At 61.1% G+C, this 25,409-nt stretch carries 20 protein-coding genes and 1 pseudogene; 4 read left to right on the top strand and 17 right to left on the bottom strand.

Features of this window, described 5'->3' with window-relative positions:
* The first annotated feature begins 9 nt into the window (after positions 1-9).
* Together KO539_RS13925 and KO539_RS13920 are read left to right on the top strand one after the other, a co-directional pair.
* Positions 10-741: a hypothetical protein gene (locus KO539_RS13925; RefSeq protein ID WP_219310194.1), complete on the top strand. Its 732-nt coding sequence runs from the start codon at positions 10-12 to the stop codon at positions 739-741.
* A gap of 46 nt (positions 742-787) precedes the next feature.
* On the top strand, positions 788-2,053 hold the full coding sequence (locus tag KO539_RS13920) for a DUF6445 family protein (RefSeq protein ID WP_219310192.1): 1,266 nt from the start codon (positions 788-790) through the stop codon (positions 2,051-2,053).
* Positions 2,054-2,115: 62 nt separating this feature from the next.
* Here the strand turns inward: KO539_RS13920 and KO539_RS13915 are convergent, their stop codons facing one another.
* From KO539_RS13915 to KO539_RS13840, 16 genes are all read right to left on the bottom strand, one after another.
* A complete protein-coding gene (locus KO539_RS13915) occupies positions 2,116-3,057 on the bottom strand; it encodes a LysR family transcriptional regulator (RefSeq protein WP_035823672.1) in 942 nt (313 codons plus the stop codon).
* Between the two features lie 93 nt (positions 3,058-3,150).
* Positions 3,151-4,125 (bottom strand): glycoside hydrolase family 43 protein, encoded by a 975-nt coding sequence (locus KO539_RS13910; protein WP_219310191.1) that lies wholly within the window; start codon positions 4,123-4,125, stop codon positions 3,151-3,153.
* Between the two features lie 4 nt (positions 4,126-4,129).
* Positions 4,130-5,104: a galactofuranose ABC transporter, permease protein YjfF gene (gene yjfF, locus KO539_RS13905; RefSeq protein ID WP_099401186.1), complete on the bottom strand. Its 975-nt coding sequence runs from the start codon at positions 5,102-5,104 to the stop codon at positions 4,130-4,132.
* The gene (locus KO539_RS13900; protein WP_219310189.1) at positions 5,101-6,171 is read right to left on the bottom strand and encodes an ABC transporter permease; all 1,071 of its coding nucleotides are present in this window, start codon (positions 6,169-6,171) and stop codon (positions 5,101-5,103) included. The genes yjfF and KO539_RS13900 overlap by 4 nt, the downstream gene beginning before the upstream one ends.
* Entirely contained in the window at positions 6,168-7,709 is a 1,542-nt protein-coding gene (locus KO539_RS13895) for a sugar ABC transporter ATP-binding protein (protein ID WP_219310187.1), read from the bottom strand. Before KO539_RS13895 ends, KO539_RS13900 begins: the two co-directional genes overlap by 4 nt.
* Positions 7,710-7,718: 9 nt before the next feature.
* Positions 7,719-8,681 carry an ABC transporter substrate-binding protein gene (locus KO539_RS13890; protein WP_035823666.1) on the bottom strand — a complete coding sequence of 321 codons (963 nt, stop codon included), beginning with the start codon at positions 8,679-8,681 and terminating at the stop codon, positions 7,719-7,721.
* A gap of 160 nt (positions 8,682-8,841) precedes the next feature.
* On the bottom strand, positions 8,842-9,867 hold the full coding sequence (locus KO539_RS13885) for an arabinan endo-1,5-alpha-L-arabinosidase (RefSeq protein ID WP_219310185.1): 1,026 nt from the start codon (positions 9,865-9,867) through the stop codon (positions 8,842-8,844).
* Positions 9,868-9,932: 65 nt separating this feature from the next.
* Complete coding sequence (locus KO539_RS13880; protein WP_219310183.1) at positions 9,933-11,480, bottom strand: alpha-N-arabinofuranosidase; 1,548 nt, start codon at positions 11,478-11,480, stop codon at positions 9,933-9,935.
* Positions 11,481-11,634: 154 nt separating this feature from the next.
* The gene (locus KO539_RS13875; RefSeq protein WP_219310181.1) at positions 11,635-12,402 is read right to left on the bottom strand and encodes an SDR family NAD(P)-dependent oxidoreductase; all 768 of its coding nucleotides are present in this window, start codon (positions 12,400-12,402) and stop codon (positions 11,635-11,637) included.
* Between the two features lie 36 nt (positions 12,403-12,438).
* Entirely contained in the window at positions 12,439-14,016 is a 1,578-nt protein-coding gene (locus KO539_RS13870; RefSeq protein ID WP_219310179.1) for an aldehyde dehydrogenase (NADP(+)), read from the bottom strand.
* Positions 14,013-15,005, bottom strand: a complete 993-nt coding sequence (gene araD1 / locus KO539_RS13865; protein WP_219310177.1) for an AraD1 family protein — start codon at positions 15,003-15,005, stop codon at positions 14,013-14,015. The genes KO539_RS13870 and araD1 overlap by 4 nt, the downstream gene beginning before the upstream one ends.
* A gap of 12 nt (positions 15,006-15,017) precedes the next feature.
* On the bottom strand, positions 15,018-16,760 hold the full coding sequence (locus KO539_RS13860) for an IlvD/Edd family dehydratase (RefSeq protein WP_034752921.1): 1,743 nt from the start codon (positions 16,758-16,760) through the stop codon (positions 15,018-15,020).
* 196 nt (positions 16,761-16,956) lie between these two features.
* Positions 16,957-18,027: an aldose epimerase family protein gene (locus KO539_RS13855; protein ID WP_219310176.1), complete on the bottom strand. Its 1,071-nt coding sequence runs from the start codon at positions 18,025-18,027 to the stop codon at positions 16,957-16,959.
* Positions 18,028-18,044: 17 nt separating this feature from the next.
* Entirely contained in the window at positions 18,045-18,992 is a 948-nt protein-coding gene (locus tag KO539_RS13850; RefSeq protein WP_219310175.1) for a family 43 glycosylhydrolase, read from the bottom strand.
* Between the two features lie 24 nt (positions 18,993-19,016).
* Positions 19,017-20,369, bottom strand: coding sequence for an MFS transporter (locus tag KO539_RS13845; protein ID WP_219310174.1), 1,353 nt, complete (start codon positions 20,367-20,369; stop codon positions 19,017-19,019).
* Positions 20,370-20,478: 109 nt separating this feature from the next.
* On the bottom strand, positions 20,479-23,136 hold the full coding sequence (locus tag KO539_RS13840) for a TonB-dependent receptor (RefSeq protein WP_219310173.1): 2,658 nt from the start codon (positions 23,134-23,136) through the stop codon (positions 20,479-20,481).
* Positions 23,137-23,412: 276 nt separating this feature from the next.
* Between KO539_RS13840 and KO539_RS13835 the strand changes: the two genes are divergently transcribed.
* Together KO539_RS13835 and KO539_RS13830 are read left to right on the top strand one after the other, a co-directional pair.
* Complete coding sequence (locus KO539_RS13835; RefSeq protein WP_219310172.1) at positions 23,413-23,631, top strand: hypothetical protein; 219 nt, start codon at positions 23,413-23,415, stop codon at positions 23,629-23,631.
* A gap of 61 nt (positions 23,632-23,692) precedes the next feature.
* A complete protein-coding gene (locus KO539_RS13830; RefSeq protein ID WP_219310170.1) occupies positions 23,693-24,334 on the top strand; it encodes a hypothetical protein in 642 nt (213 codons plus the stop codon).
* A 90-nt stretch (positions 24,335-24,424) separates the two neighbouring features.
* Here the strand turns inward: KO539_RS13830 and KO539_RS30700 are convergent.
* Positions 24,425-25,396 (bottom strand): annotated as a pseudogene (locus tag KO539_RS30700) (DUF3387 domain-containing protein); the annotation flags it as partial.
* Positions 25,397-25,409 lie beyond the last annotated feature (13 nt).

Genomic DNA, 25,409 nt, shown 5'->3' with positions numbered 1-25,409 from the left:
GGAAATATCATGCAACGTACCCTCCCTGCCCTGCTCGCCATCGCCGTCTTGCTCTCCGCCTGCGGCAAGCCCTCCGACACTGCAACGCCGGCCGCCTCGGCGCCCGCCACCAGCGTGGCCGATATGGCAGCCAAGGCGCAAGTCAAGGCGGCCGCCGCCAGCCTGCCGCAAGCGGACCCGGCCACGCCAACGTCCAGCTATGTCGACATCACCAGCGGCCACCAGTTGATGTACAGCTACCTTGCCCTGTCCGGCGTGCCGCCCGACTATGCGGCCGTGGCGCAGCGCATCTCGCGCGAATATGCTGGCAGCAACGACGCCTTCCGCAAGCAGGAAGTGCTCGACGCCCTGAAACCGCAGATCGACGCCAAGGTCAATGAGGCCAAGACGAAGCGCTACCTGCGCTACCAGATCAATGGCCAGGGCGCGCTGTCGCCGTACGCGATGGACAAGGCCGCCTTCCCCGCCAAGTTCGCCGACGCGGGCACGTATTACTACATGTACGACAACGGCGACTACAAGCTGGCGTTCACGAATGGCGACGGTTATTCCTTGCTGAAAGTGGACCAGGAAGCGGCGCGCAAGATCGAGGCGGCGCGCAGCGGCTACAAGGACTTCGCCATCGTCGTGTATGCCTACGCCCAGGAAGCGGACATGGCCAGCAACCAGGTCAAGGCGCAGATCGTCAAGGTGGCGATCAAGCTGAACGGGGAAGAAATTCCCGTCAGCCAGGCACGGTAGAACGGGCTCGGTTACACTGTTCGCCACATTGCATCGGGATAGTGACATGGGCGAACAGACACTGGCGGAACAACATCTGGCAAACGGGCAAGGGCTGCAGCAGCAAGGCAAGCTGATCGAGGCGATCAACGCCTACCAGGCCGCGTATAAACTGAACCCGGCCCTGGCCGAAGCACAGCATTTCCAGGGACTGGCGATGCTGGAACTGGGCCAGGGCGCCATCGGCCTGGGCTTGTTGAAACTGTCGCTCAGGCAGCAGCCCGACAATGCCCTGTTCCACTACAACCTCGGCAATGTGCTGCGCAGCACGGACAGCGAGGCGGCGCTGGCCAGCTACGCCACGGCGGCGCGGCTGGCGCCGCACGAACACGATTTCGCCATCAGCCATGCCGAATTGCTGCTGGGGAAACAGCGGCTGATGGAGACCATCGCCGAGCTGGAACGGGCGCACGCCCTGCGTCCGCAGCGTTGGCAAACCCTGCAGGGCTTGGCCGAGCTGTACTACCGCACGGGACAGCAGGAACTGGCCTTGGCCCGCTACGCGCAAGGCCTGGCGCTGCACCCGGCGCTGGCGCAAACGTGCCGCATCGGCTTTGCCAGTCCGCAAGCGGAACAAGTAGAAACGCTGACACCGATCAACGTCGCGCCATCGCTGCAGGACTTCCTGCGCGAAACAGATTTGCACATCCTCGACGATTTCCTGCCCGACCCCGCCGCCTGGCGCGCGCAGGCGCTGGCGTTGCCGTTCGAGCAGCAGCGCTATGCGGGACAAAATTATCCGGGCAGCCAGACGGCGGGCCAGCCCAGCCAGGCCATCATGGAGCGCATCGCCACGGCGCTGGGCCGCCCCATCCGTTTCATTTCGCCCGACAACGGTTCCTACCGCCTCAGCTATGCGGACGCGATGGCGCGCACGGATATTCACGTGGACAATGAGACGGGCAACAATTTCAATTTCTATGCGGGCGTGCTGTATCTGAACCCGCCCGAGCAGTGCCAGGGCGGCACCACCTTCTGGCGCCACCAGCCCAGCGGCTGGTACCGGCGATTGCCCGAAGCGGACGTGAAAGCGGGTGGCTACGCCAGCTTCAAGGATTTCCAGAAACGCTGGCTGCCCAACAGCAAAGTGCAGAAATTCAACGATTTACTGGAACAGCGCGACAGTTGGCAAGCCTTGCTGGAAGTCCCGATGCGCCACAACCGCCTGATTGTGTACAAGGGACACTACTTTCACTCGATCAGCAATGTGTTTGGCGACACGCCGGAGAATGGGCGATTGGTACAGCTGTTTTTCTTTGAAGTGCCGGATTGAACCCCAAAAGCAAGATCCGGGGTCGTACCCTGAGGGTACGACCCCAGCATTTGCCGTTGGGTTTAATACATATCCGCCGCCGTGGCGCGTACCGCTTTCAACAGCATATCCGCGCCCGGCGACAGCAAATGATCCTGCTGGCGGATGATGCCGAACGCATCCATCTTGCACGGCAACTCGATGGGCAAGATGCTCAGCACGTTCAGCGACTCATAGTAATGGGCCACTTCCGTCGGCATCACGTGCAGGGAATCCGTCTGCTGCAGCAAGGACGTGATCAGGAGCAAGGCGGTGGTATCGACCACGTCGACGGGCGGTTCCAGGCTGGCGCGGCGGAACATCATGTCGAAGCGGTGGCGCAGGATGCTGCCTTGCGGCGGCAATATCCACGGCTGGCCCGCCAGGTCCTTCAATTGCAGGTTCTTGCGCGACAGCAGCGGATGGCCATTGCGCGCCACGGCGCTGGCCGGCTCTTCCGTCAATTCCTCGTAGATCAGGCCCGCGCTGCTTTCCTTTTCCAGGATGCGCCCGATCATGAAATCAAGCGTGCCGTGCTGCAGCATGTCCATCAAGGTATTGCTGTGCTCCAGGTGCACGCCGATGCGCATCAGCGGCGCCTGCTGCTTGATGCGGGCAATCGCGCGCGGCAGCAAGGCCATGGCCGGCGTCATGATGACGCCCACTTCCACCTGGCCCGTCAGGCCTGATTTGAGCGCGACGATGTCGTCATGCGCCAGCGACAAGCTCGTCAGGGCCATGCGCGCGTGGCGTATCATCGTCTCGCCGTAGATCGTCGGCTCCATGCCGCGCGGCAGCCTGTCGAACAGGCGCACGTCGAGCATCTCTTCCAGGTCCTTGATTTGCTTGGACGCGGCCGGCTGCGTCATGTGCAATTCTTCCGCCGCGCGGTGAATGTTGCGCTGCTCGTCAAGGGCGATCAACAACAGCAATTGCCGCGTCTTCAGGCGGGCTCGCAAGAACCAGTTGGGGTTGAGGGTATCCATGAATAAATCATATCATGATCGATATCAGTTTTAATTCAATATCGATGTTATAGATATCGGTATGTCTCCTTTTGATGCGTGGTCAACAAGCGTTCACAATGCCTTGCAGGCGGCGCTCGGGTTGGCGGCCGGGCCAGCCGTTTGATGGATGAATTCGATGGTGCCATCCGGCTTGTATTTCAGCTCTTCCACGGCCACGGAACGCCGGTATTCTCCGCCGCCGGGCAACTTGTCGTTGTGATAGAAGATGTAGGACTTGCCGTTGAACTCGATGATGGCCTGGTGGATGGTTTTCACGACGGCATTCTTGTCCATGATGGTGCCGCGAAAATGCCAGGGACCGGTCGGTGTCGGCCCCGTCGAATACGCCGTCTCTTCCGGGAAATTGCGCGAGTACGACAAATAATACGTACCCGCATGCTTGTGCATATAGGCCGCTTCCGTGAACGCATCCATGCCGAAGGTCAGGATCGGGCCGTCCAGCTCCGTCATATTGGCTTTCAGCTTGGCGTATTTCAAGACCGTGTTGCCCCAGTAAAGGTAGGCCTGGCCATCCGTGTCGATGAAGACGGCCGGGTCGATATCGTCCCAGGGAATGGCCGTCTGTTTCGTCATGTCGTTCGTGATCAGGGCGCTGCCGCGTGCATCGACGAACGGCCCGGTCGGGCTGTCGGACACGGCCACGCCGATGGCCTTGCCGGGGATGGTTTTATGGTCGACGGTCGAATAGAAATAGTATTTATTGCCGCGCTTGACGATGTCGCCGGCCCACGCATCCTTGCCGGCCCACGCGAAGGTGGAAAAGCGCACGGGCGAGCCGTGATCCGTCCAGTTCGCCATGTCGCACGAGGAATACACGCGCCACTCGTGCATGCGGTAATCCGTATCCGTGGCGCTCGCTTCATCGTGGCCCACGTACAAATACACCCTGCCATTGTCGACCAGCGCGGCCGGGTCGCCCGTGTAGATGTTTTTCACGATGGGGTTGGCCGCCTGCGCGCCGAATAGGACGCAGGCGAGCGCCGCCGCCATGCCGATGGCTGCGGCAAGTTTATTCTTTTGAAACATGGTATTAACTCCGATTGGTATTTTTCTGGCCCATGGCCATCAGTCTTTGCACGACGCAAAAGACGAACAGCAGGCCGCCGATGACGATCTTGGTCCACCACGAGCTGAGCGTGCCGTCAAAGGCGATCAGGGTCTGGATGGTGCCGAGCACGAGCACGCCCGACAGCGCGCCCGCCACATAGCCGTAGCCGCCGCTGAGCAGGGTGCCGCCGATGACGACGGCGGCAATCGCGTCCAATTCCGTGCCTTGCGCATGCAAGCCATAGCCAGACAGCATGTAAAACGAAAACAGCACGCCGCCCAGCGCGGCGCAAAAGCCGCTGAAGGCGTAAATGAACACCTTGGTGCGGCCCACGGGCAAGCCCATCATCAGGGCCGACTGTTCATTGCCGCCGATCGCATACACGGCGCGGCCGAATGGCGTGGCATGCGCCAGCCAGATGGCCAAGAGCAACGTCATCACGGCGATCACCACGCCTGGCGAAACGAAGCCGCCCAGGAAGCCCAATTGCGTCTGCGACATGGCCACGAACAGCGGGTCATCGATGGTGATGGAATTGATGCTGATCAAATAGCACAGTCCGCGCGCCAGAAACATGCCGGCCAGGGTGACGATGAAGGGCTGCAATTTGAAATAATGGATCAGCGCACCCATGCTGGCGCCAAAGACGGTGCCCAGCGCCAGCACGGTGACGATCACCAGCAGCGGCGGCCAGTGCGCCACGTTGAGCAGCCAGGCGGCGATCATCGTCGACAGGGCCAGCACGGAACCGACGGACAAATCGATGCCGCCGGAGACGATGACAAAAGTCATGCCGACGGCGATCACCAGCAAAAAGGCGTTATCGATCAACAGGTTAAAGATCACTTGCGTCGACAGCAGGCCCGGATAGGCGGCGCCACCGAGGCCCAGCATCACCACCAGCAGCAGGACCGTGACGAGCGAGGTGAAATACGGGGTGTGCAGCAAACCCTTCATGCTTTTCTCCGATGCAGCAATTGCTTGAATTCCGACGATTGCGACAGGCAGACGAGGAAGACGACGACCGACTTGACGACCATGTTGACTTCCGGCGGCACGCCCAGCGAATAGATCGTGTAGGTCAGGGTCTGGATGATGAGCGCGCCTATCATGCTGCCCACGAGGCTGAACTTGCCGCCGGCCAAGGACGTACCGCCTAGGGTGACGGCCAGGATGGCGTCCAGTTCCAGCATCAGGCCTGCATTGTTCGCGTCGGCGCTCTTGATGTTCGAGCTGATCATCAGGCCCGACAGGCCCGCGCAGGCCGCGCAAAAGACGTACACGAAAAAGATCAGGGTGGCCGTCTTGATGCCCGCCAGGCGCGCGGCGACGGGGTTGATGCCGACGGCCTGGATGAACAGGCCCAGGGCCGTCTTGCGCATCAGCACGGCCGTGATGATGAACACGGCAGCGACGAGAAACAGGGAGAACGGCAAGCCGAACAGGTAGCCGCTGCCGATGAAAAAGTACGGCTGGTAGTAAACGGTGACGATCTGGCCATCCGTCAGCAATTGCGCCAGGCCACGCCCCGCCACCATCAGGATCAGGGTGGCGACGATGGGCTGCAAACCGAGGCCCGCTACCAGCACGCCATTCCAGGCGCCGCACAGCAAAGCCGCGCCCAGGGCCGCGGCCAGGGCCCAGCCCATGGGGATATTGCTGACGTAGGTCGGCACGCCATTCTCCATCACCATGGTGCCGCCAATCAGCATGGCGGCCACGGTGCCGGACAGGGCCACGACGGCGCCCACGGAAATATCGATGCCGCGCGTGGCGATCACCAGGGTCATGCCCAGCGCCGCCAGCATCAAGGGCGCCGCGCGGTTGACGATGTCGATCACGCTGCCGTACAAATGGCCGTCGCGAATTTCCAGGTGAAAAAAGCCGGGGATGGCAAAAAAGTCGACCAGCAGCAGCAAGAACAGCGCGGCCAGGGGCCGGCTCAAGGGGTGATGCAAGACGGTATTCCCCGTAAAAGAAGCCGGGCGCGCCAAGGGCACGCTGGAGGGTGTGGATAAACTCATGTGGCGTCTCCGGCGATCACTTGCAGCACGGAGCTATCGTCCAGCTCGCCGCGCGCATAGTCGCCGCAGGCCTTGCGGTCGCGCATGACGACGATACGGTCGCTGCAGCGCAGCACTTCCGGCAATTCGGACGAGATGAACAGGATCGCCATGCCCTTGCGGCACAGTTTGCTTACATAGCTCATGATTTCCTGCTTGGCGCGCACGTCGATGCCGCGCGTCGGTTCGTCTAAAATCAGCATGGCCGGCGACGTCACCAGCCAGCGCGCCAGCAAGGCCTTTTGTTGATTGCCGCCCGACAAGCTACCGATCGGCGTTTCGATGCTGGCCGTCTTGATGCCGAGCGCCTTCACATACTCGTCGGCCAGCGCCTGCTGGCGTTTGAACGGGATGGCGCGCAGCAAGCCCGTGCGGGCCTGCAAGGCCAATATGATGTTTTCGCGCACGGACAGCGACAAAATCGCGCCCTCGTGCTTGCGGTCTTCCGAGCAAAAGCCGATGTCCCGGGCAATCGCGTCGCGCGGCACGTTGAACTGGCGTGCCTTGCCTTGCATGACGATGCTGCCAGAGTCGGCCTTGTCGGCGCCGAACAGCAAACGCGCCAGTTCCGTGCGGCCCGAACCGAGCAAACCGGCCAGGCCCAGCAATTCGCCCTGGCGGATGTGGAAATCCATGGGCAGCAAGGCGCCCTTGCGGCCCAGTCCCTGCGCTTCAAGCACAGTCGGACCGAAGCTGGCCGCGCCCGCTTCTTGCGCCAGATCCAGCGCCTGTTCCTGCGTGTCGGCCGCCACGCCGATCATTTTATTGACCAGCGCCAGGCGCGACAGTTCGCTGCACGCATACTCTCCCTCGCGCTCGCCATTGCGCATGACGGTAATGCGGTCGGAAATGGCGTAGGTCTGGTCGAGGAAGTGGGTCACAAACAGAATCGCCATGCCCTGCTCGCGCAGGCGGCGCAGCACGGAAAACAGCAGATTGACTTCCGCCTCGTCCAGGCTGGACGTGGGTTCGTCAAGGATCAGCACGCGGGCCGAAATGTTCAGCGCGCGCGAAATGGCCACCATTTGCTGGATGGCCAGCGGAAAGCTGGACAATTGCGCCGTGACATCGATATCGATCTGCAATTGCTGCAGCAAGGCACGCGCCTGCTGCTGCATGGAACGCCAATCGATGACGCCAAAGCGGCGCGGGTAGCGGCCGATAAAAATGTTTTCCGCCACCGACAGGTTCGGGCACAGATTGACTTCCTGGTACACGGTGCTGATGCCGAGCAACTGCGCATCCGAGGTGGATGCGGGGGCGATGGGTTTGCCATCGAGCAGAATCTGGCCGCTGTCGGGCGTGTAGACGCCCGTCAGCACCTTGATCAGGGTCGATTTCCCGGCGCCGTTCTGCCCCATCAGGGTGTGCACTTCGCCCGGATACAGGCGCAGGGCAACGTCGCTGAGGGCTTTGACGCCGGGAAAGGACTTGCTGATGCCGCGCAACTCCAGCAAGGGAGCTGGCGCGGCATTGTGTTGCGCTTGCGTATTCATCATGCGGCAAGCTTAGTACTTACGGTTCGGGAATTCCTTGGCGGCCACCTCGGCAGGGAACACGCCTTCCACCGTCGTGATGCGCGCTGGCACGGGTTTACCGGCCACCACATCGCGGGCGATCGACATCAATTGCGGGCCCAGCAGCGGGCTGCATTCCACGGTGACGTTCAGCTTGCCGGCGATCATGGCTTCGAACGCGCCTTTGACGCCATCGATCGAGATGATGATGATGTCCTTGCCCGGTTTCATGCCCGCTTCTTCGATGGCCTGGATGGCGCCGATGGCCATGTCGTCATTGTGCGCGTACAGCACGTTGATCTTCTTGCCTTCGGCCTTCAGGAACGCTTCCATCACTTCCTTGCCCTTGGCGCGCGTAAAATCGCCCGTTTGCGAACGGATGATCTTCAGCTTGGGATTCTTGCCGATGACTTCCTGGAAGCCTTCCTTGCGGTCGATGGCCGGCGCGGAACCGACCGTGCCTTGCAGCTCGACGATGTTCAGTTGCGCGTCCGGGGTTTTCTTGGCGTGCTCGAGCAGCCATTGGCCGGCGCGGCGGCCTTCTTCCACGAAATCGGAACCGATGAAGGTCACGTACAGCGATTTGTCGGCCACGTTGACGGCGCGGTCCGTCAGGATGACGGGAATCTTGGCGGCCTTGGCTTCGCGCAAGACCGTATCCCAGCCGGACTCAACGACCGGCGAGAAGGCGATCACGTCGACTTTTTGCGCGATGAACGAGCGCAGGGCCTTGACCTGGTTTTCCTGTTTTTGCTGCGCATCGGCAAATTTCAGGGTGACGCCATCTTTCTTGGCCGCATCCTTGATGGAGACGGTATTGGCGGTGCGCCATTCGCTTTCGGCGCCTACCTGCGAAAAGCCCATGACGAGGGGCTTGGCGGCGAAAGCGGAAGAAGTAGCGGACAGTGCGAGCAGCATGGCGCTGGCGAGGAGTGTGCGGCGTGTCAATTTCATTCTTGTCTCCAGTTTTTTTTGGAATACCATCACAGCCGGATGCCGGATGGGCGGTTTTTTATGAACCCATGGTAGGAGAAAGCAACATAGCCATCCAATCAATTCTTTTTCGCTTGCGATACCGATTTGCGTATCACGTGCCGCCCGTCCCCTGCTCCACTTACCGTTTTGCGGCCGGTAATTCACGGCTTTGATAGCGGCTCACGTCGCGCGCGTCGACTTGCGGCCAGCCATCCTTGTCCCACGTCATGGGCAGGATCTTGAGCTTCTGCAAGTAATTGTCCGCCGTTTCGTAGGCGTGCAGCACCAGGTAATCCTTGCCGTCGAAGGTGTAGGCGCTGTTGTGGCCCAGGCCTTGCCAATCCTTGTCGCCTTTCAGCAGCACCGTGCCGCCGCCCTGCGCCATGTCGCGGCCATCCTTGTCCAGGTACGGCCCCGTCACGCTGTTGGAGCGCCCGACAGCAAGGTGATAGGTGCTTTTTTCCTTCTGGCAGCACAAGCCCCAGGAAACGAAGAGGAAGTAATCGTTGCCGCGCTGGAAGATGAAGGGTGCCTCGATTTCCTCGGGTGCGGGCTTGAATTCGCCGGCCCTTGGCGGCAGCGGCACGCGGCGCGCCAGCGAGTGCCACTCTTGCGGTTCCGCAATGCGGGTCCAGTCTTTGTTGAGTTTCACCAGCTTGATGCCATTCCAGAACGAGCCGAACGACATCCATGGCGTGCCCTTGGCATCGGTGATGATGTTCGAGTCGATGGCGTTCCACTCGTCGCGCTCGGGCACGGATTGCAGCAGCATGCCCTGGTCGACCCAGCGGTAATCGGGCGCGCGGGGGTTCAAGGTCGTGTTCACGGTCACGCCGATGCCGGACGTATTCTTGCCAAAGCCGGACACCGAGTAATACAGGTAATATTTACCGTCGTGAAATTGCACGTCGGGCGCCCAGATATGGTCGTCAAAGCTGGGGGCAGCTGTTTTTGCCCACGTGGGCTGGCCCGCGAAGACGCGCCCTTCCGGCTGCCAGTCGACCATGTTTTTCGAACTGTAGAAGGTAATGCCGGGACCCGTGCTGTACAAATAATACGTGTCGCCGTCTTTCGCCATCACGGGGTCGTGCACGCTGACCTGGGCCGCCTGGACGGTACTGAGGGCAAGCATGGCCACCAAGGCCATCGTTATCGAAAATCGCATCGTGTTCTCCACATGACCAGCCGGCCCGTCATGCGGGCCGGCTGGATACATCAACATCGGCAGGTTTAGTCGACCGCCACCACCACGACGGCCTTGGCAGGCACCGACACGGTCAGCTTGCCGCCTTGCGCCTTGGCATTGAACGCCACCGGCTGCACGGCTTGCGGTTGCGCAAAGCTGTTGACGGCGTCCATCTTGCCTGCGGTCAGCACGCGGCCCGTCACGCTGGCTACCTGCTTGCCGGCCAGCGCCACGTTCACGTCGACGGCCTTGTGCGGGTTCGTGTTGACCAGCGACAAGTACACCTTGCCATCCTTGGCGCGCGCGGCCGAGGCGCTCACTTCCGGAATGCTGACCTTGCCCAGGCTGTACTTGCCATTGCCCTGGATGGCGACCGGCAGCGAGGTGGCATCCTGGAACGGCACGTACATTTCAAACGCGTGATACGTAGGCGTGAGGAAATATTTATCCTTGTCCGTGATGATCATCGCCTGCAGCACGTTGACCATTTGCGCGATATTCGTCATGCGCACGCGGTCCGCGTGGGCGTGGAAAATATTGAAGTTCAGGGCGGCGACGAGCGCGTCGCGCAAGCTGTTTTGCTGAAACAAGAAGCCCGTGTTGGTACCCGGTTCCACGTCGTACCAGGTGCCCCATTCATCGACGTACAAGCCCGTCTTTTTCGATGGGTCGTTCTTGTCGATGGCGGCGATATTGTTCTTGATCAAGCTATCGATGCGCAGGGTGCGGCTCAGTGTCGAGATCCATTCATTTTCGCCAAAGCCCGTGGCGGCGCCCTTCTTTTCCCACACGCCGGTCGGCACCGTGTAGTAGTGGAAACTGATGGCGTCCATCATGTTCGGCTTGATTTCGCGGCTCAGGGTGCTGGACCAGCTGATGTCGTCGTCATTGCCGCCGCTGGCGATGAATTTCGGGCGCGCGCTTTCCGGCGTCTTCATGAAGGTGTGATAGTGCTTGTACAGGTCGGCATAGTACTGCGGACGCATATTGCCGCCGCAACCCCAGGCTTCATTGCCGATGCCAAAGTAATCGACCTTGTACGGCTGGGCGCGGCCATTCTTGCGGCGCAGCTCGGCCAGGGTCGATTTGCTGTCCGAGGTCATGTATTCGAGCCATTCGGACATTTCCTGCGGCGTGCCGGAACCGAGATTGCCGTTGATGTAGGTCTGCGCGCCCAGGAGCTCGGCCAGGTCGAAGAATTCGTGCGTGCCGACGGCGTTCGACTCTTCCACGCCGCCCCAGTTGGTGTTGACCTTGGTCGGACGCTGGGCGCGCGCGCCGATGCCATCCTTCCAGTGGTATTCATCGGCAAAACAGCCGCCCGGCCAGCGCACCAAGGGCACGTGCAACTGTTTCAGCGCGCCCAGCACGTCATTGCGCCAGCCCTTGGTATTCGGAATGGAAGACTCCGGCCCCACCCACATGCCTTCATAGATACCGGTACCCAGATGCTCGGCGAACTGGCCGTACACGTTCTTGTTGATCACGGAACCGGGCTTGGCCACGTCGATGGTGACACTGACGGGCGCGGCAAAGGCACTGCCGGCCATGGCCAGGCTGAGGGCCACGATGCTGGTATGGATGAGTTTCATGCTGTCTCCTGTTTTTGAGTGAAAAGCAAGGGCCGGGATCAACCCGGCGATGGAATGGCGATGCCTCTCCTGCCGCGGGGTTGGGGCGGCAAGAGGGTATTTCTAGATCGGAGGGCCGGTCAGCACCGGCGCGAATTAAACGATGCGCTAAGGCTTAGATCCAGCCGGCATCCACAATGAATTCCTGGGAGGAACACATCGCTCCGTCATCGGAGGCAAGGAACAGCACCATGGCGGCGATGTCCTGTGGCATCAGCTTGCTTGGCAAGCATTGGCTTTTCTTGATTTCCACTTCGGCCGCGTCGTCGACCCACAGGTCGATCTGGCGCTGCGTCATGACCCAGCCCGGTGTGACGGTATTGACGCGGATATTGTGGGCGCCATAATCGCGCGCCAGGCCCCGCGTGAGGCCCACGACGGCGGCCTTGGTGGTGGCATACACGGGGTAGCCGCCCGACTTCATGTGCCAGGAAATCGAGCTGACGTTGATGATGGAACCGCCGCCCTGGCGCTTCATGCCCTCGAAGACGGCCTGGCAGGTGAAGAACATGGGACGCTGATTGATCGCAATGCGCTCGTTCCAGTATTCCAGGGTGACGTCCTGCGCCTGGTGGCGCTGGTCGTTGGCGGCATTGTTGACGAGGATATCGAAGTCGCCCAGCTTGTCGGCCAGTTCGGCCATGACGGCTTGCAACGAGGGAATATCCGTGATGTCGCAATGGCGGAACAATGGCGCCGTCAGGCCCGCTTCGGCCAAGCGGCGGCACAGGGCCTCGCTCGCTTCCACGGCGATATCGACAAACGCCACCAGCGCGCCCTGGGCGGCAAACTCCGCCACCAGGGATTCGCCGATGCCGCTGCCGCCACCCGTGATGAACACGCGCTTGCCCTGCAAGCTGCCATATTTCGCCAATTGCTTCATTCTCGTCTCCGCCTGTGTATTTTTATTTTTTGATGATTAAAGTTTGCCCAGCACGCCATCGTGACGGCGCCAGATCCCCAGCGGATTATCGTCGTGCAGCGACTCTGGCAGCAAGTCTTGCGGCAGGTTCTGGTAGGACACAGGACGCAGGAAGCGGTTGATGGCCGCCGTGCCCACGGACGTGCTGCGGCCGTCCGAGGTGGCAGGGAACGGTCCGCCGTGCACCATGGCCGTCGACACTTCCACGCCCGTCGGGAAACCGTTGGCCAGGATGCGGCCCACGCGGCGTTCCAGCACGGGCAGCAAACGACGCGCATCTGCCACGTCGCCGGCATCGATCTGCAAGGTGGCCGTCAGCTGGCCTTCCAGGCTTTCCGTGATCGCCAGCAATTGCTCGATGTCGCGGCAGGCGACCAGCAGCGAGGCCGGGCCGAAGACTTCGTCGCGCAAGTCGTGCTTGGCCAGGAAAGCCTCGCCCGACGTGACGAACAGGGCGGCGGCGCCCTTGCCTTCGTCGCCCGCATTTTGCACCAGCGGCGTCACATCGGCATGCTGCGCCAGGGCGGCGACGCCCTTGGCATAGCTGCTGGCGATACCGGCCGTCAACATGGTGGCGGCCGGCGCCGGCGCCAGCGCGTCGGCGGCAGCGGCGGCAAAGGCAGTGAAGTCAGGGCCTTCCAGGCCCAGCACGAGGCCGGGATTGGTGCAGAACTGGCCCACGCCCATGGTCAGCGAAGCGGCAAAGCCGCTGGCGATCGACGCGCCACGGGCGGCCAAGGCTTGCGGCAGCACGAACACAGGGTTGATGCTGCTCATTTCCGCATACACGGGGATCGGTTGCGCACGTTCCGCCGCCACCTTCATCAGGGCGATGCCGCCCGAACGCGAACCCGTAAAACCGACGGCCTGGATGGCCGGATGGGCGACCAGGGCCTGGCCGATGCCATTGCCCGTGCCCGTCAGCAAGGCGAACACGCCGGCCGGCAGCTTGCACAGGGCAATCGCTTTCACGATGGCGCGCGCCACCAGCTCCGACGTGCCCGGATGGGCCGAGTGGGCTTTCAGCACGACGGGGCAGCCGGCAGCCAAGGCCGAGGCCGTATCGCCGCCCGCCACCGAGAAGGCCAGCGGGAAGTTACTGGCCGCAAACACGGCGACGGGGCCGAGGCCGATCATGCGCAAGCGCAAGTCAGGACGCGGCGGCGTGCGGTCAGGCAGCGGGCTGTCGATGCGCGCATCGGTCCACGATCCTTCGCGCAGCAAGCCGGCGAACAGTTTCAATTGACCCACCGTGCGGCCACGTTCGCCTTCCAGGCGCGCGCGCGGCAAACCGCTTTCCGTCATGGCGCGCACGATCAGGTCGTCGCCCAGCTCGCCGATTTGCGCGGCGATGGTGTCCAGAAAATCGGCGCGCTGCGCATCCGTGGTGGCGCGGAACGGGTCGAACGCGGCTTGCGCCAGACGGCATGCCTCGTCGATTTGCGCTACGTCAACCATGTGGAAAGCGGGCGCGATGTGGGCGCGCGCGGCCGGGTCCCACGCTTCGAAGGAGCCGCCATTGCCCTTGACGGCGACGCCGCCGATCAATGCATCACCGGTGATATTGAAACTCATAATGTGCTCACTTTCGCAAATTCGGTTGGGAAGACGTCGAGGCGGTTGCGCAAGGCAGGGCCAAAGGCCGGCGCTTCGATTTCAAAGGTTTCACCCGGCGCCACGCTCACGCCATCGGCAAAGCTTAACGTTGCCGTGCCGAAGAAGTGCACGTGCACGTCGCCAGGGCGCTTGAACAGCGGATACTTGAAGTGATGGTGTTCCAGGTTGGCAATCGTGTGCGACATATTCTCTTCGCCGCTGACGAACGCTTTTTCCCAACGCACATTGCCAGCTGCATCCAGCACGCGCGAAGTACCGGCGATATGCGCAGGCAATTCGCCTACCAGCAGGGCCGGGCCCACGCTGCAGGCGCGCAGTTTCGAGTGGGCCAGGTACAGATAGTTCTGGCGTTCCGTGATGTGGTCCGAGAATTCATTGCCGATGGTGTAACCGACCCGGTAGGGCTGGCCGTCGTCGCCGATCACGTACAGGCCGGCGATTTCCGGCTCTTCGCCGCCATCGAGGGCAAAGTCCGGCATGCGCAGCGGCTGGCCGCCGGCGCGCACGATGGAGCCGTCGCCTTTATAGAACCATTCGGGCTGGGCGCCGGCCGTGCCGTCAGCGGGCTTGCCGCCTTCCACACCGAGGCGGAACATTTTCATCGAGTCGCTCAGCGACTCCGCATCGCCGCCAATCTTCTTGTGCATGGCATCGCGCGCGCCGGCGCTGCCCAGGTGGGTCAGGCCCGTGCCCGTCACGTAGCAGTGCGCTTCATCGGCGTGGTCGAGCGGCGCCAGCAGGCGGCCGCTGGCGGCCACATCCGCATACAAGTGCGTGGCGTTGCCGACAGTGGCATTGACCAGCTCCGCCAGGTTGACTTTTTTGCGGATGGCGTCTTGCGCCAGCGCATAGGTCGTGTTGTAGCCTTCGATGACGCGGATGACGTCGTCTTGCAGCAGGCCGACGAGGCGCCCGCCGTGTTCATTCGTAAATTGCAGCAACAGCATGGGATTCTCCGCTTAGTGTGAGTGGCGCGGCACGGCGGAACCGCGATTGCCGACCAGGAAGTCGAAATCGCAGCCTTCATCGGCCTGCAACACGTGTTCGATGTACAGCTGCTGGTAGCCGCTCTTCGGCCCGGGTGCGCTGCCCAGTTCGCGGGCCGCCAGGCGCTCGGCGATTTCCGCGTCGCTGATGTCGATGTTCAGGCTGCCGTTGTGGCAATCGAGGGCGATCATGTCGCCATCCCTGACGATGCCCAGCGGGCCGCCGGCCATCGCTTCCGGCGCCACGTGCAGCACGACGGTGCCGTAGGCCGTGCCGCTCATGCGCGCATCCGAAATGCGCACCATGTCGGTGATGCCTTGCGCCAGCAGTTTCGGCGGCAAGCCCATGTTGCCCACTTCCGCCATGCCAGGATAGCCTTTCGGGCCGCAGTTCTTCATGACCAGCACGGAGTTCGCGTCGACATCCAGATCCGGATCAACGATGCGCGCCTTGTAATGTTCAAAATCTTCGAACACGACGGCCTTGCCGCGATGCTGCATCAGGTGCGGCGAGGCGGCCGACGGTTTCAGCACGGCGCCGCGTGGCGCCAGGTTGCCGCGCAACACGCAAATGCCGCCATCGGCCAGCAAGGGGTTGTCCAAGGTGCGCACCACCTCGTCGTTGTAGATCGGCGCTTCAACGCAGTTGTCCCACAGCGACTTGCCGTTGACGGTCAGCGCGTTCTTGTGCGGCAGCAGATCGCCCTCGCCCAGGCGGCGTATCACGGCCGGCAAGCCGCCCGCGTAGTAAAACTCTTCCATCAGGAAACGGCCCGACGGCAGCAAGTCGACGATGGTCGGCGTGCCGCGGCCTACCTTGGTCCAGTCTTCCAGTTCCAAAGGCACGCCGATGCGCCCGGCAATCGCCTTCAGGTGGATCACAGCGTTGGTCGAACCGCCGATGGCCGCGTTGACCTTGATGGCGTTCTCAAACGCTTCGCGCGTCAGCACTTTCGACAGGCGCAGGTCTTCGTGCACCATCTCGACGATGCGGATGCCCGACATATGGGCCAGCACGTAGCGGCGCGAGTCGACGGCGGGGATGGCCGCGTTGTGCGGCAGGGACGTACCCAACGCTTCCGCCATGCTGGCCATCGTCGAGGCCGTGCCCATGGTGTTGCAGGTACCAGCCGAGCGCGACATGCCCGATTCGGCCGACATGAACTGGTGCAGGGTGATGGAGCCCGCCTTCATCTGCTCGTGCAGCTGCCATACGGCCGTGCCGGAACCGATGTCCTTGCCATTGAGTTTGCCGTTCAGCATGGGGCCGCCGCTGACGACGATGGTCGGAATGTCGACGCTGGCCGCACCCATCAGCAGCGCTGGCGTCGTCTTGTCGCAGCCGACCAGCAGCACGACGGCGTCCATCGGATTGCCGCGGATCGATTCTTCCACGTCCATCGACGCGAGATTGCGCGTCAGCATGGCTGTCGGGCGCAAATTCGATTCGCCATTCGAGAAGACAGGGAATTCCACCGGGAAACCGCCCGCTTCCAGGATGCCGCGCTTGACGTGCTCGGCCAGCTGGCGGAAATGCGCGTTGCAAGGGGTCAGTTCGGACCAGGTATTGCAGATGCCGATGATGGGCTTGCCATGAAACTCGTGGTCAGGTATGCCCTGGTTTTTCATCCAGCTGCGGTACATGAAGCCGTTCTTGTCCTGCGAGCCGAACCACTCGGCAGAGCGCAGGGCAACCTTCTTTTTTGTCTCAGACATGCCATTCTCCTGGTTGTGCCATGCCGGATCTAATGTCGTCGGCCCGGGCAGCGATGTTGGAATACTAAAGAATCCTGCCATGCCTTTCCAATCAATTTTTAATGCGTTCCGATATCGAAAACGATATCCATCAGCACCAATGAAAACGCCCTGCGCGCGCGTGGCGGCAGGGCGTGGGCTGTTTTAGCGGCGGTGCTTACTCGGCGGAAAAGCGGTACACGGTTTCCGTTTGATACACCTGACCCGCGCGCAAAATAGTGTTCGGGAAGTGCGACTGGTTCGGCGAATCCGGGAAATGCTGGGTTTCCAGGCATAGCGCGCCGCGATAACGGATGGCGCCCTGCTTGCCTTGCTGGCTGCCGTCGAGGAAATTGCCCGAATAAAACTGGACACCGGGCTCCTGCGTGTACACCTGCATCACCCTGCCCGATTGCGGCTCGCGCACTGTGGCGGCCAGGTTCAGTCTGTGCCCCGGCTGTTGATTCAGCACAAAGTTATGGTCGTAGCCGCGGCCGATGCGCAGCTGCTCATGCGGCACATCGATGCTGCTGCCGATGACGGTGCTCTGGCGCAAGTCGAACGGCGTGCCGGTCACGTCCGCCAGTTCGCCCGTGGGAATCGATCCCGCGTCCACGGGCAGGTAGCGGTCGGCGTTGATGGACAGCGCGTGGCCGAGGATATCGCCGTGCCCCGCCAAATTGAAATAGCTGTGGTTGGTCAGGTTGATCGGCGTGGCCTGGTCCGTCACGGCGCGGTAGCGCAGGCTCAGCGCATTGTCGTTGTCCAGTTCGTATACGACGGTGACGTCCAGCTTGCCCGGATAACCGTCTTCGCCGTGCGGGCTGCTGCGCGTAAACGTCACGCCGACGGCATCGTCCCTGGTGAACGGCTCGGCTTGCCACATGACCTTGTGAAAGCCCTGGTTTCCACCATGCAAGTGATTCGGCGCATTGTTGACGGCCAGCTGGTAATCCTTGCCATCCAGACTGAAACGTCCCTCGGCAATGCGGTTACCGAAACGGCCGATGACGGCGCCCAGGAAAGCGCCGTTGGCCAGATACGGCTCAATGCGCTCGAAACCGAGCACCACGTCGGCAAAGTTGCCGTCGCGGTCAGGCACGTGGATTTCGCTGATGATGGCGCCAAAGTCGAGCACTCTGACTTGCATGCCCTGGCGGTTCTTCAGGGTAAATACGCTGACGGGCTGGCCATCGGGCAGGATGCCGAACGGCGCTTGCGTCACTGAAACAGAATCAACTGGGGTCATGGCGTCGGATCCAGGTTTTACAGGGTCGATGAACGGCCAAACACGGGCATGCCTTGCGCATCCCAGCGCAGCGGTTTGACAAACGTGTGGCGGTCCGGGTTCCACAAAGGGTCGCCGACGATTTCCGTGTAGGTGCGAGCATGGTACACCAGCAATACGCCGTCGCCGTCGTCGGCCGTCGTGAAACTGTTGTGGCCGGGGCCGTAGATGCCGTGCTCGTAGCAGGTGGCAAATACGGGCTCGGGCGACTTGGCCCACGCCGCTGGATCGAGCAAGTTAGCGGAGTCGTCGGCCCACAGCAAGCCCATCGCGTAGTTTTCATCGGTGGCGCTGGCCGAATAGCTGATGAATATCTTGCCGTTGCGCTTCAGCACGGATGGCCCTTCGTTGACCCAGAAGCCGCGGATTTCCCAGTCGAATTCCGGCTTGCTCAACATCACGGGCGGGCCGGCCAGTTGCCACGGCGTGGCCATCGGCGCGATGTACAAGTTCGAGTTGCCCTCGATGGCGACATCTTTCTGCGCCCACAGGTAGTACAGCACGCCGTCGTGCTCGAACGTGGTGGCGTCCAGGCAGAAAGTGTCGATGCCCGTATCGACCTGGCCCATGAATTCCCACTCGCCTTCGAGCGGGTTCGCATTCGTATTGCGGATCGCATACATGCGGTGCTGGAACAGTTTATGTTTGATCTCGCGGCTCGGCGCGGCGGCGAAATACACATACCAGGCGCCCTGGTTGAAGTGCAATTCCGGCGCCCACACCAGCTCGCTGTACGGCCCCGTCTCCGGCTTGTGCCACACGTCGACCGTTTGCGCGCCGGCCAGGCCGGCGATGCTGTCGGCGCGGCGCAGTTCGATGCGGTCGTACTGGGGCACGGAGGCCGTAAAGTAATAATAGCCGTCGCTGTGGCGGTAGATATGCGGGTCGGCGCGCTGTTCGATCAGCGGTTTCAAGACGTCTGCCATGTTGCTTGCTCCATTCAATTATTCTTAGGCGGCCACGTAGCCGCGCTTGTGCATTTCCGACTTCACGCCGCTGTAGTACGTATCGCTGATGCGGTACTTGAACATCAACAAGCCCATCAGCAAGTGGAAGAAGCCGGGGATGATCGACAGCATCAGGGCGATGCCGTTCAGGGCGAATTGCGTTTGCTCATGGTTGGGCTGGTAGTCGAAATACGCGAGCAGCACGCCGACCAGGCCGCCCGCCACCGCCATGCCCGCCTTCTGGCACACGGAAATGCCGCCAAAGGCGAAGCCGGAGACGCGCTTGCCCGTTTTCACTTGACCGTAGTCGATGGTCTCGGCGATGGCCGACCAGAACACGGGCGCGTGCAAATCCACGACAAAGGACAGCAGGAAATACAGGGCAAAGGCCAGCACGGTGTCGCTCGGCTTCACAAAGAAATAGATCGCCAGGCTGATCAGCGCGACGCCGATCTGCGTGTAGCGGAACAATTTGACCTTGCAGTAAAACTTGGTGATCCAGGTCGAGGCGATCATCGCCAGGATGGCGGCCACCACGCCCGCGGTCAGAAAAGCGGCCACCGTTTCCGTGCTGCCACCCAAGTAATATTTCGCGTAATAAATGGCGACGGAGCCGCGCACGACATAGCCGATGGTGCCCGTGACGCACACGCCGCACAGCACCAGCCACTGGTCGTTTTGCAGCAGCACTTTCAATTGATCGAGCAGCGATTGCTTTTCCACCACGTGCACGACCCGCTCGGTGGTGGAGAAATAGCAGAACAGGAACAGGGCCACGCCCATGACGGCCATCACGGCCATGGCCGCCTGGTAGCCCACGGCCGGGTTGCCGCCGCCCCAGCGCTGCGACAGGATCGGCACGACGATGGTCACCATGAAGGCGCCGATCTTGGCGAAGAACAGGCGGTAGCCATTGGCCGACAGGCGGTCCTGCGGGTCGCTGGTCAGGCCGCTGATCAGGGAAATGTAGGGGATGCCCACGCCCGCCGTCATGATGGTCATCAAAATATAGGTCGAATATGCCCAGATCAGCTTGGCGTCATAGCCCCATTCCGGCGTGGTGAAGACGAAAAACACGCTGACGCCGTACGGCACAGCCAGCCACAGCAGATACGGCCGGTAGCGGCCCGAGGCAAAGCTGTAGCGGTCGGTGATCTGGCCCATGACGAGGTCGGCGATGGCGCCCACCACTTTCACGGCCACGAACAGCAGGGCCAGGTCGGTGGTTTTCAAGCCATAGATATCGGTATAGAAAAAGGTGATGATCAACATCATCGACGAGATGACGACATTGAGCGCCATGTCGCCGGCGCCGAAGCCGACCTTTTCAACGGTAGATAATTTTTGCGTCTCCATGCTTTCCGTCCATTCTTTTTATGATGAATCGTGCGTGACTGCCCAACTGACAGGGGCGTTGCCGGCCGAAACCATGGCAACGCCCTTGATTTTTTACTGTGCGACCAACTTACATTTTCCAGCGCAGGGATAAACCAACTGTCCGGTCATAGCGGCGCGTATCGCGCGCATACACGCCCGGCTCGTTCCAGTAATCCTTGAACTTGGTGTCGAGCAAGTTATTCCCATCGAGGGTCACGGTGAACTGGTCGTTGATCTTGTACGACAGCGAACCGTCGAGCTGGGCCGTGGCCGCCACTTTCAAGTCCAGGCCGGGGCCGCCCTGGTTGTAGCTGTCGATGAATTTCGAGCGCCAGTTGTAGGCCAGGCGGCCCGACCAGGCGTCTTTTTCGTACAGCACGACCAGGTTGTAGGCATAGCGCGACACGCCCGTGATGGCATGGCTGCCCGTCTCGTCATCGGTAGTGCCGCTCATGTAGGTGCCGTTCGCTTGCAAGCCCAGGCCGCTCAACAGGCCAGGCAAGCCGTCATAAAACTGCTGGTAGCCAATTTCCAGGCCTTGCAGCTTGCCGGCGGCCGTGTTGTACGGGCGATCCACATCATAGGTCTTGCCGGCGATGGTTTCGCTGGAAATGCGTTGCTGGATGTAGCCGTCGAACTTGTGGTGGAACACGGTGGCCGTCACGGAACCGGCTGGCGCGAAATACCATTCCAGCGCCGCGTCAACATTGTCGCCCGTCACCGGTTTCAAGTTCGGATTGCCGCCCGCGCCCGTCGCCTTGACCGTTTCCGTCGAGTTGACCAGAGCCACGCCCGGGTTCAGCTGGGAAAAGCCCGGACGGCTGATGGTGCGGCCGGCAGCGAAGCGGCCGACCAGGTCAGAGCGCAGCTTGATTTTCAGGGCCACGCTCGGCAGCACGTCGGTGCTGGCCGTGTCGCTGATGACGGGCGTGTAGACGCCATCTTGCGAACTGTTGCCTTGCAAGCTTTGCTCGGTGCGCACGACGCGCACGCCCAGGGTGCCGTCGACGGGGTAGGCGCCCAGCTTGAAGGCGACCTTCGCCTTGGTATAGATGGAATACGTCTTTTCCGTATCCTTGAAGAACGAACCCGGGTCCATGGCCCGCGCCGCGCTGCTGCCCGTGACGGCTTCGCGGATGGTGCCCGTGTTATTGAGCAGGAAGCTGGCGCACGGCGTGTACCACTGCTTCAAGCCATAGTCGGGGCCGCCGCTGGACATCGGTTCCGACAGGCAATTGAGGCCTGGAATCGACGTCACGCTCTGGCGGCTGAACGGAAACGCGGCGCCGGACACGTCCGGTGCTTCCGCATTGCCCTCGTAACTCTTGATCGATTCGGCTTCGCGCTTCACGCCGCGCAAGCCGATGCTGATTTCCTTGAAGATGCCGCCGGCACTCGGCGTGTACGCCAGGTCGGCGCGCACATCGTTCGAGCTGCCCTGATCCCGGCCGTAGCGGTCGAAAAAGCCCTTCAGATAGTAGTTCGACGGGTCTTGCAAATCGACGCCCGTGTAGTCGACGTGCAAGGTGCCGTTCTGATTGGTATTGATGCGGGCATTCGGCACGACGGTAATCGCATCGAGAATCGGGTTGCGCCAGGCATAGGTGCTCTTGGTGCTGGCCACTTCCGACGTGAAACGCCATTCCGGGTTGATATCCCACAAGCCACCCACGGCAAACTGATGCGTCTTCGTCTGGTTCTTGTTCGCCTGCGTCGACATGATGGTGTTGACATTGGTGGACGTGAGCGTTTGCAGCTGGTCGGTGCCGGGAATTTTTGTCGCCGACACGGGCGTGCCCCACCACGGCAAGCCGACGAAGTAATCGGACTCGGCATCGAGCAGGAAGCGCGTGGCCATGCCTTCCGCATACAGTTCGACGTCGGCGTTCGGGCGCCATTGCAGCACGGCATTGGCGGTCGTGCGGCGGCGGTCGCCCTTGATCGGCAGCAAGCCCACCTGATCCGGCCCCGTCAAGCCAGGCAACAGGAAACTTTTATCCACGGGCGCCGTATTGAATGCGCGCTCTTCATGGTAGCGGTGCTGCTGTTGCGACAAGCCCAGCAGCGCGCCCACTTCGCCAATACCCGTCTTCCAGCGGTTCGACAGCATGCCGCTGATGTTCGGGTCGGTAGCCTTGGATTTATCGCTGTAGACGGCGCGCGTATTCACGCTGGCGGTAAACTCCTTGAAATCGAAGGGGCGATTCGTGCGCACGTCGATGATGCCGGCCACGCCGCCTTCGACCTGGTCCGCGCCCTGCGACTTGTACACGTCCACGCGCTGCAACATGGTGGCGGGAATGTCGGCCAGGTTGACGTAGCGGCCCGTGGTGGTGAACAGCTCGCGGCCGTTGAGCAGGGTCGTGACATCGCGCAAGCCGCGGATCATGACGGCGCTGGCCTCGCCCGAATCGCGGCGGATCTGGATGCCGGAAATGCGCGCCAGGGTTTCGGCCACGTTGTTGTCAGGGAATTTGCCGATATCGTCGGCCACGATGGAATCGATGACCTGGTCCGAGCGCATCTTGATCTGCTGCGAATTCTGCGCCGAACGGCGCACGCCGCTGACGGTCACGACCGACACTTCCGCCGCCGGCTCGGCACTGGCGTCCGCCGCCACTGCGTCCTGCGCCCACACCGAAGCCGTGCTCAGCAAGCCAATACCGGCCAGTGCCGCAACGGCTGCCTTCAAAGTGAATGGACGAGGGAAAGTGGCCGCGAGCGGGCCGGTGGCGTTGCGCATCATGAATCTCCAGATATTGTATTGATATTTTTTGTATCGCTTGCATGTCGTTCGCATGCTCGGCGTTTATCTTAGGGGCTGGGCGATAATCTCTCCAATCAATTTTTCCACTGTTTCGATATCAATTTTGATATCGGCGGCTGGAAGGACTTTGGAGGTTGCAAAGCGACAACGGCAGGGGCGTCAGGGATGTTCCGCAGGAGTAACTGCACAAAAAAGTGGCAACACTGTCGTATAGCATGAAATGCGGGGCAGGCCAGCGCGCAAGGCGCTGACTGGATGACATTGACGCATGAGATGCTGGCTAAAGGCCCGCGTCCGGTCTTGTCGGAGGCGACAGCGCAGGTATTGCTGGTGTTGTTGAAACAGGGAAAATACCGACAGCATGGCACGGCAATGCGGCGCCCGGGATTTCTTGACACGGCAATCTCAATCAAATGGGGAAAAGTGGCACATGCGCAAGTCAATACCGGCGTACCCTCCATATTGCCAATTTGACATGTCAATTACCAACCGTTACACTAGGTTTGCTCCCCTCACCTCTCTCCCGAAAGAATCTATGCATTCTGATTCATCACCAGCAGGCCAGCGAACTACTGTCGTATTGTGGGGCGTCTTGGCTGTGCTAGCCATCGCTTCAATCATTCTTGCAGCCCTGTACTACCAAGCAACTCGCGACCTTGAAGCGCAGAAAATCACCGTTGCTGCTTTGCAGTTGGAGATTGCGAAGGAAGTCGCACGTTCGGCGGAACTGAAGTCAGACCTCAATTCCTCCCGTACCGATGCCCAGACCTTAGCTGCGAAGTCAGCTCAGCTGTCGTCGGAAGTGAATAGTAAGGAACAGGCTCTTGCAGTGGAAAGGGATAATGTCGAAGCGGAGAAATCTAAGGCCGAGTCTGCGCAAATGGCGCTCGACCAAGAAAAATCGCGCCTCCCCGTCCTTCCAGTGCGTATCGAAATGCGACGTTCCGCGATGGGCCGTGGACTTGTCGCCATATTCACGAACACGTCAGCCTTGCAACTGTCGGTTGTGATGGAAACGCTTAATCCAACGACAAAAGCCGCCTCCAGGAAGTCAATGCAGATAGCCCCAGGAACAAAGTTAGAAATTGGCTACCTTGAAGGCATCCAATTTGCATCTGGCGATGAAATCCGGATGCACACTGCGGGATTTGAGGAAACACATTACACCGTGCCATAAACATTGGAGCGTATAGCAATAACGGTTGGCGGACTAGGCCAGTTTCCCCCGGCCACACCAAAACCGCCAACGATACCCTGTTGAGAGTGGTCAGCTCCACTCCACGCACAGCGACTCGGCCTGTTCCAGAATCAGTTGCACAGCCGTATCCTGCTTAACGGGCGGATATTTATACTTGCGCAAAATTCGCTTCACCAGCAAACGTAGCTTGGCCCGAACGCTATCGCGTACAGCCCAGTCGATGCTGACGTTCTGCCGCAGGCTCTCTGCCAGTTCATGGGCGATTTTCTTTAACGTCTCGTCACCCAGCTCGCGCGCCGAGTCCTCGTTCTCCGCCAAGGCATCATAGAAGGCCAACTCGTCGGTATTGAGGCCAAGGTCGCTACCCCGGCCGACCGCCTCCTTGAACTTCTTCGCCATCGCAATCAGCTCTTCCATGACTTGGGCGGTCTCGATGGAGCGATTCTGATAACGCTTGATCACGTTGACCAGCATCTCGCTGAACTTGTTGTTCTGCACCACATTGGTGGCGAAACGGGCCTTGATCTCGCCTTCCAGCAGACGCTCCAGCAATTCGACCGCCAGGTTGCGCTCGGGCAGGTTGCGTACCTCATTCAGGAAATCGTCATCAAGGATGCCAATATTGGGCTTCTCCAGGCCGGCGGCATTGAAGATGTCGACAACCTCGTTCGAGACCAGCGCCGAACCGATGATCTGCCGGACCGCCAAGTCACGCTCCTCGTCTGTTCGCTTTTTGCTACTGATTTCCTTCTTGGTCAGCAGCACCTTGACGGCCTGAAAAAACGCGACCTCGTCGCGCACGGCCTTAGCCTCGTCGAGCGTGCAGCACAGCGTAAAGGCTTTCGACATGGCCAGTGCAGTATCGCAGAATCGCTTCTTGCCATCCTTCAGCCCGAGTATGTGGTTGGCCGCCTTGGCCAGCATGCCGTGTCCACCCGTCAGAAAACCGCTGTAATCGATACCATGCAACATGGCACGCAGCACATCCATCATCTCATCCAGCACGGCATACGCCTCGTGCGAGTCGACAGTGGGGCGTCCCCGCCCCTTGCTA

The organism is Janthinobacterium sp. NKUCC06_STL (genome assembly GCF_019345455.1).
GTDB classification, from domain to species: domain Bacteria; phylum Pseudomonadota; class Gammaproteobacteria; order Burkholderiales; family Burkholderiaceae_D; genus Janthinobacterium; species Janthinobacterium rivuli.
The sequence above is the reverse complement of the archived record's forward strand: the minus strand, read 5'-3'. Positions and strand labels throughout refer to the sequence as shown.

What these genes read in the sequence shown, in the direction of transcription:
- KO539_RS13885 (WP_219310185.1), bottom strand. Translation starts at nt 9,867, where the DNA reads ATGCGATTTTCGATAACGATGGCCTTGGTGGCCATGCTTGCCCTCAGT.
- KO539_RS13890 (WP_035823666.1), bottom strand. Translation starts at nt 8,681, where the DNA reads ATGAAATTGACACGCCGCACACTCCTCGCCAGCGCCATGCTGCTCGCA.
- KO539_RS13845 (WP_219310174.1), bottom strand. Translation starts at nt 20,369, where the DNA reads ATGGAGACGCAAAAATTATCTACCGTTGAAAAGGTCGGCTTCGGCGCC.
- KO539_RS13925 (WP_219310194.1), top strand. Translation starts at nt 10, where the DNA reads ATGCAACGTACCCTCCCTGCCCTGCTCGCCATCGCCGTCTTGCTCTCC.
- yjfF (WP_099401186.1), bottom strand. Translation starts at nt 5,104, where the DNA reads ATGAAGGGTTTGCTGCACACCCCGTATTTCACCTCGCTCGTCACGGTC.
- KO539_RS13835 (WP_219310172.1), top strand. Translation starts at nt 23,413, where the DNA reads ATGACATTGACGCATGAGATGCTGGCTAAAGGCCCGCGTCCGGTCTTG.
- KO539_RS13830 (WP_219310170.1), top strand. Translation starts at nt 23,693, where the DNA reads ATGCATTCTGATTCATCACCAGCAGGCCAGCGAACTACTGTCGTATTG.
- KO539_RS13880 (WP_219310183.1), bottom strand. Translation starts at nt 11,480, where the DNA reads ATGAAACTCATCCATACCAGCATCGTGGCCCTCAGCCTGGCCATGGCC.
- KO539_RS13900 (WP_219310189.1), bottom strand. Translation starts at nt 6,171, where the DNA reads ATGAGTTTATCCACACCCTCCAGCGTGCCCTTGGCGCGCCCGGCTTCT.
- KO539_RS13875 (WP_219310181.1), bottom strand. Translation starts at nt 12,402, where the DNA reads ATGAAGCAATTGGCGAAATATGGCAGCTTGCAGGGCAAGCGCGTGTTC.
- KO539_RS13920 (WP_219310192.1), top strand. Translation starts at nt 788, where the DNA reads ATGGGCGAACAGACACTGGCGGAACAACATCTGGCAAACGGGCAAGGG.
- KO539_RS13870 (WP_219310179.1), bottom strand. Translation starts at nt 14,016, where the DNA reads ATGAGTTTCAATATCACCGGTGATGCATTGATCGGCGGCGTCGCCGTC.
- KO539_RS13860 (WP_034752921.1), bottom strand. Translation starts at nt 16,760, where the DNA reads ATGTCTGAGACAAAAAAGAAGGTTGCCCTGCGCTCTGCCGAGTGGTTC.
- KO539_RS13850 (WP_219310175.1), bottom strand. Translation starts at nt 18,992, where the DNA reads ATGGCAGACGTCTTGAAACCGCTGATCGAACAGCGCGCCGACCCGCAT.
- araD1 (WP_219310177.1), bottom strand. Translation starts at nt 15,005, where the DNA reads ATGCTGTTGCTGCAATTTACGAATGAACACGGCGGGCGCCTCGTCGGC.
- KO539_RS13910 (WP_219310191.1), bottom strand. Translation starts at nt 4,125, where the DNA reads ATGTTTCAAAAGAATAAACTTGCCGCAGCCATCGGCATGGCGGCGGCG.
- KO539_RS13855 (WP_219310176.1), bottom strand. Translation starts at nt 18,027, where the DNA reads ATGACCCCAGTTGATTCTGTTTCAGTGACGCAAGCGCCGTTCGGCATC.
- KO539_RS13895 (WP_219310187.1), bottom strand. Translation starts at nt 7,709, where the DNA reads ATGATGAATACGCAAGCGCAACACAATGCCGCGCCAGCTCCCTTGCTG.
- KO539_RS13840 (WP_219310173.1), bottom strand. Translation starts at nt 23,136, where the DNA reads ATGATGCGCAACGCCACCGGCCCGCTCGCGGCCACTTTCCCTCGTCCA.
- KO539_RS13915 (WP_035823672.1), bottom strand. Translation starts at nt 3,057, where the DNA reads ATGGATACCCTCAACCCCAACTGGTTCTTGCGAGCCCGCCTGAAGACG.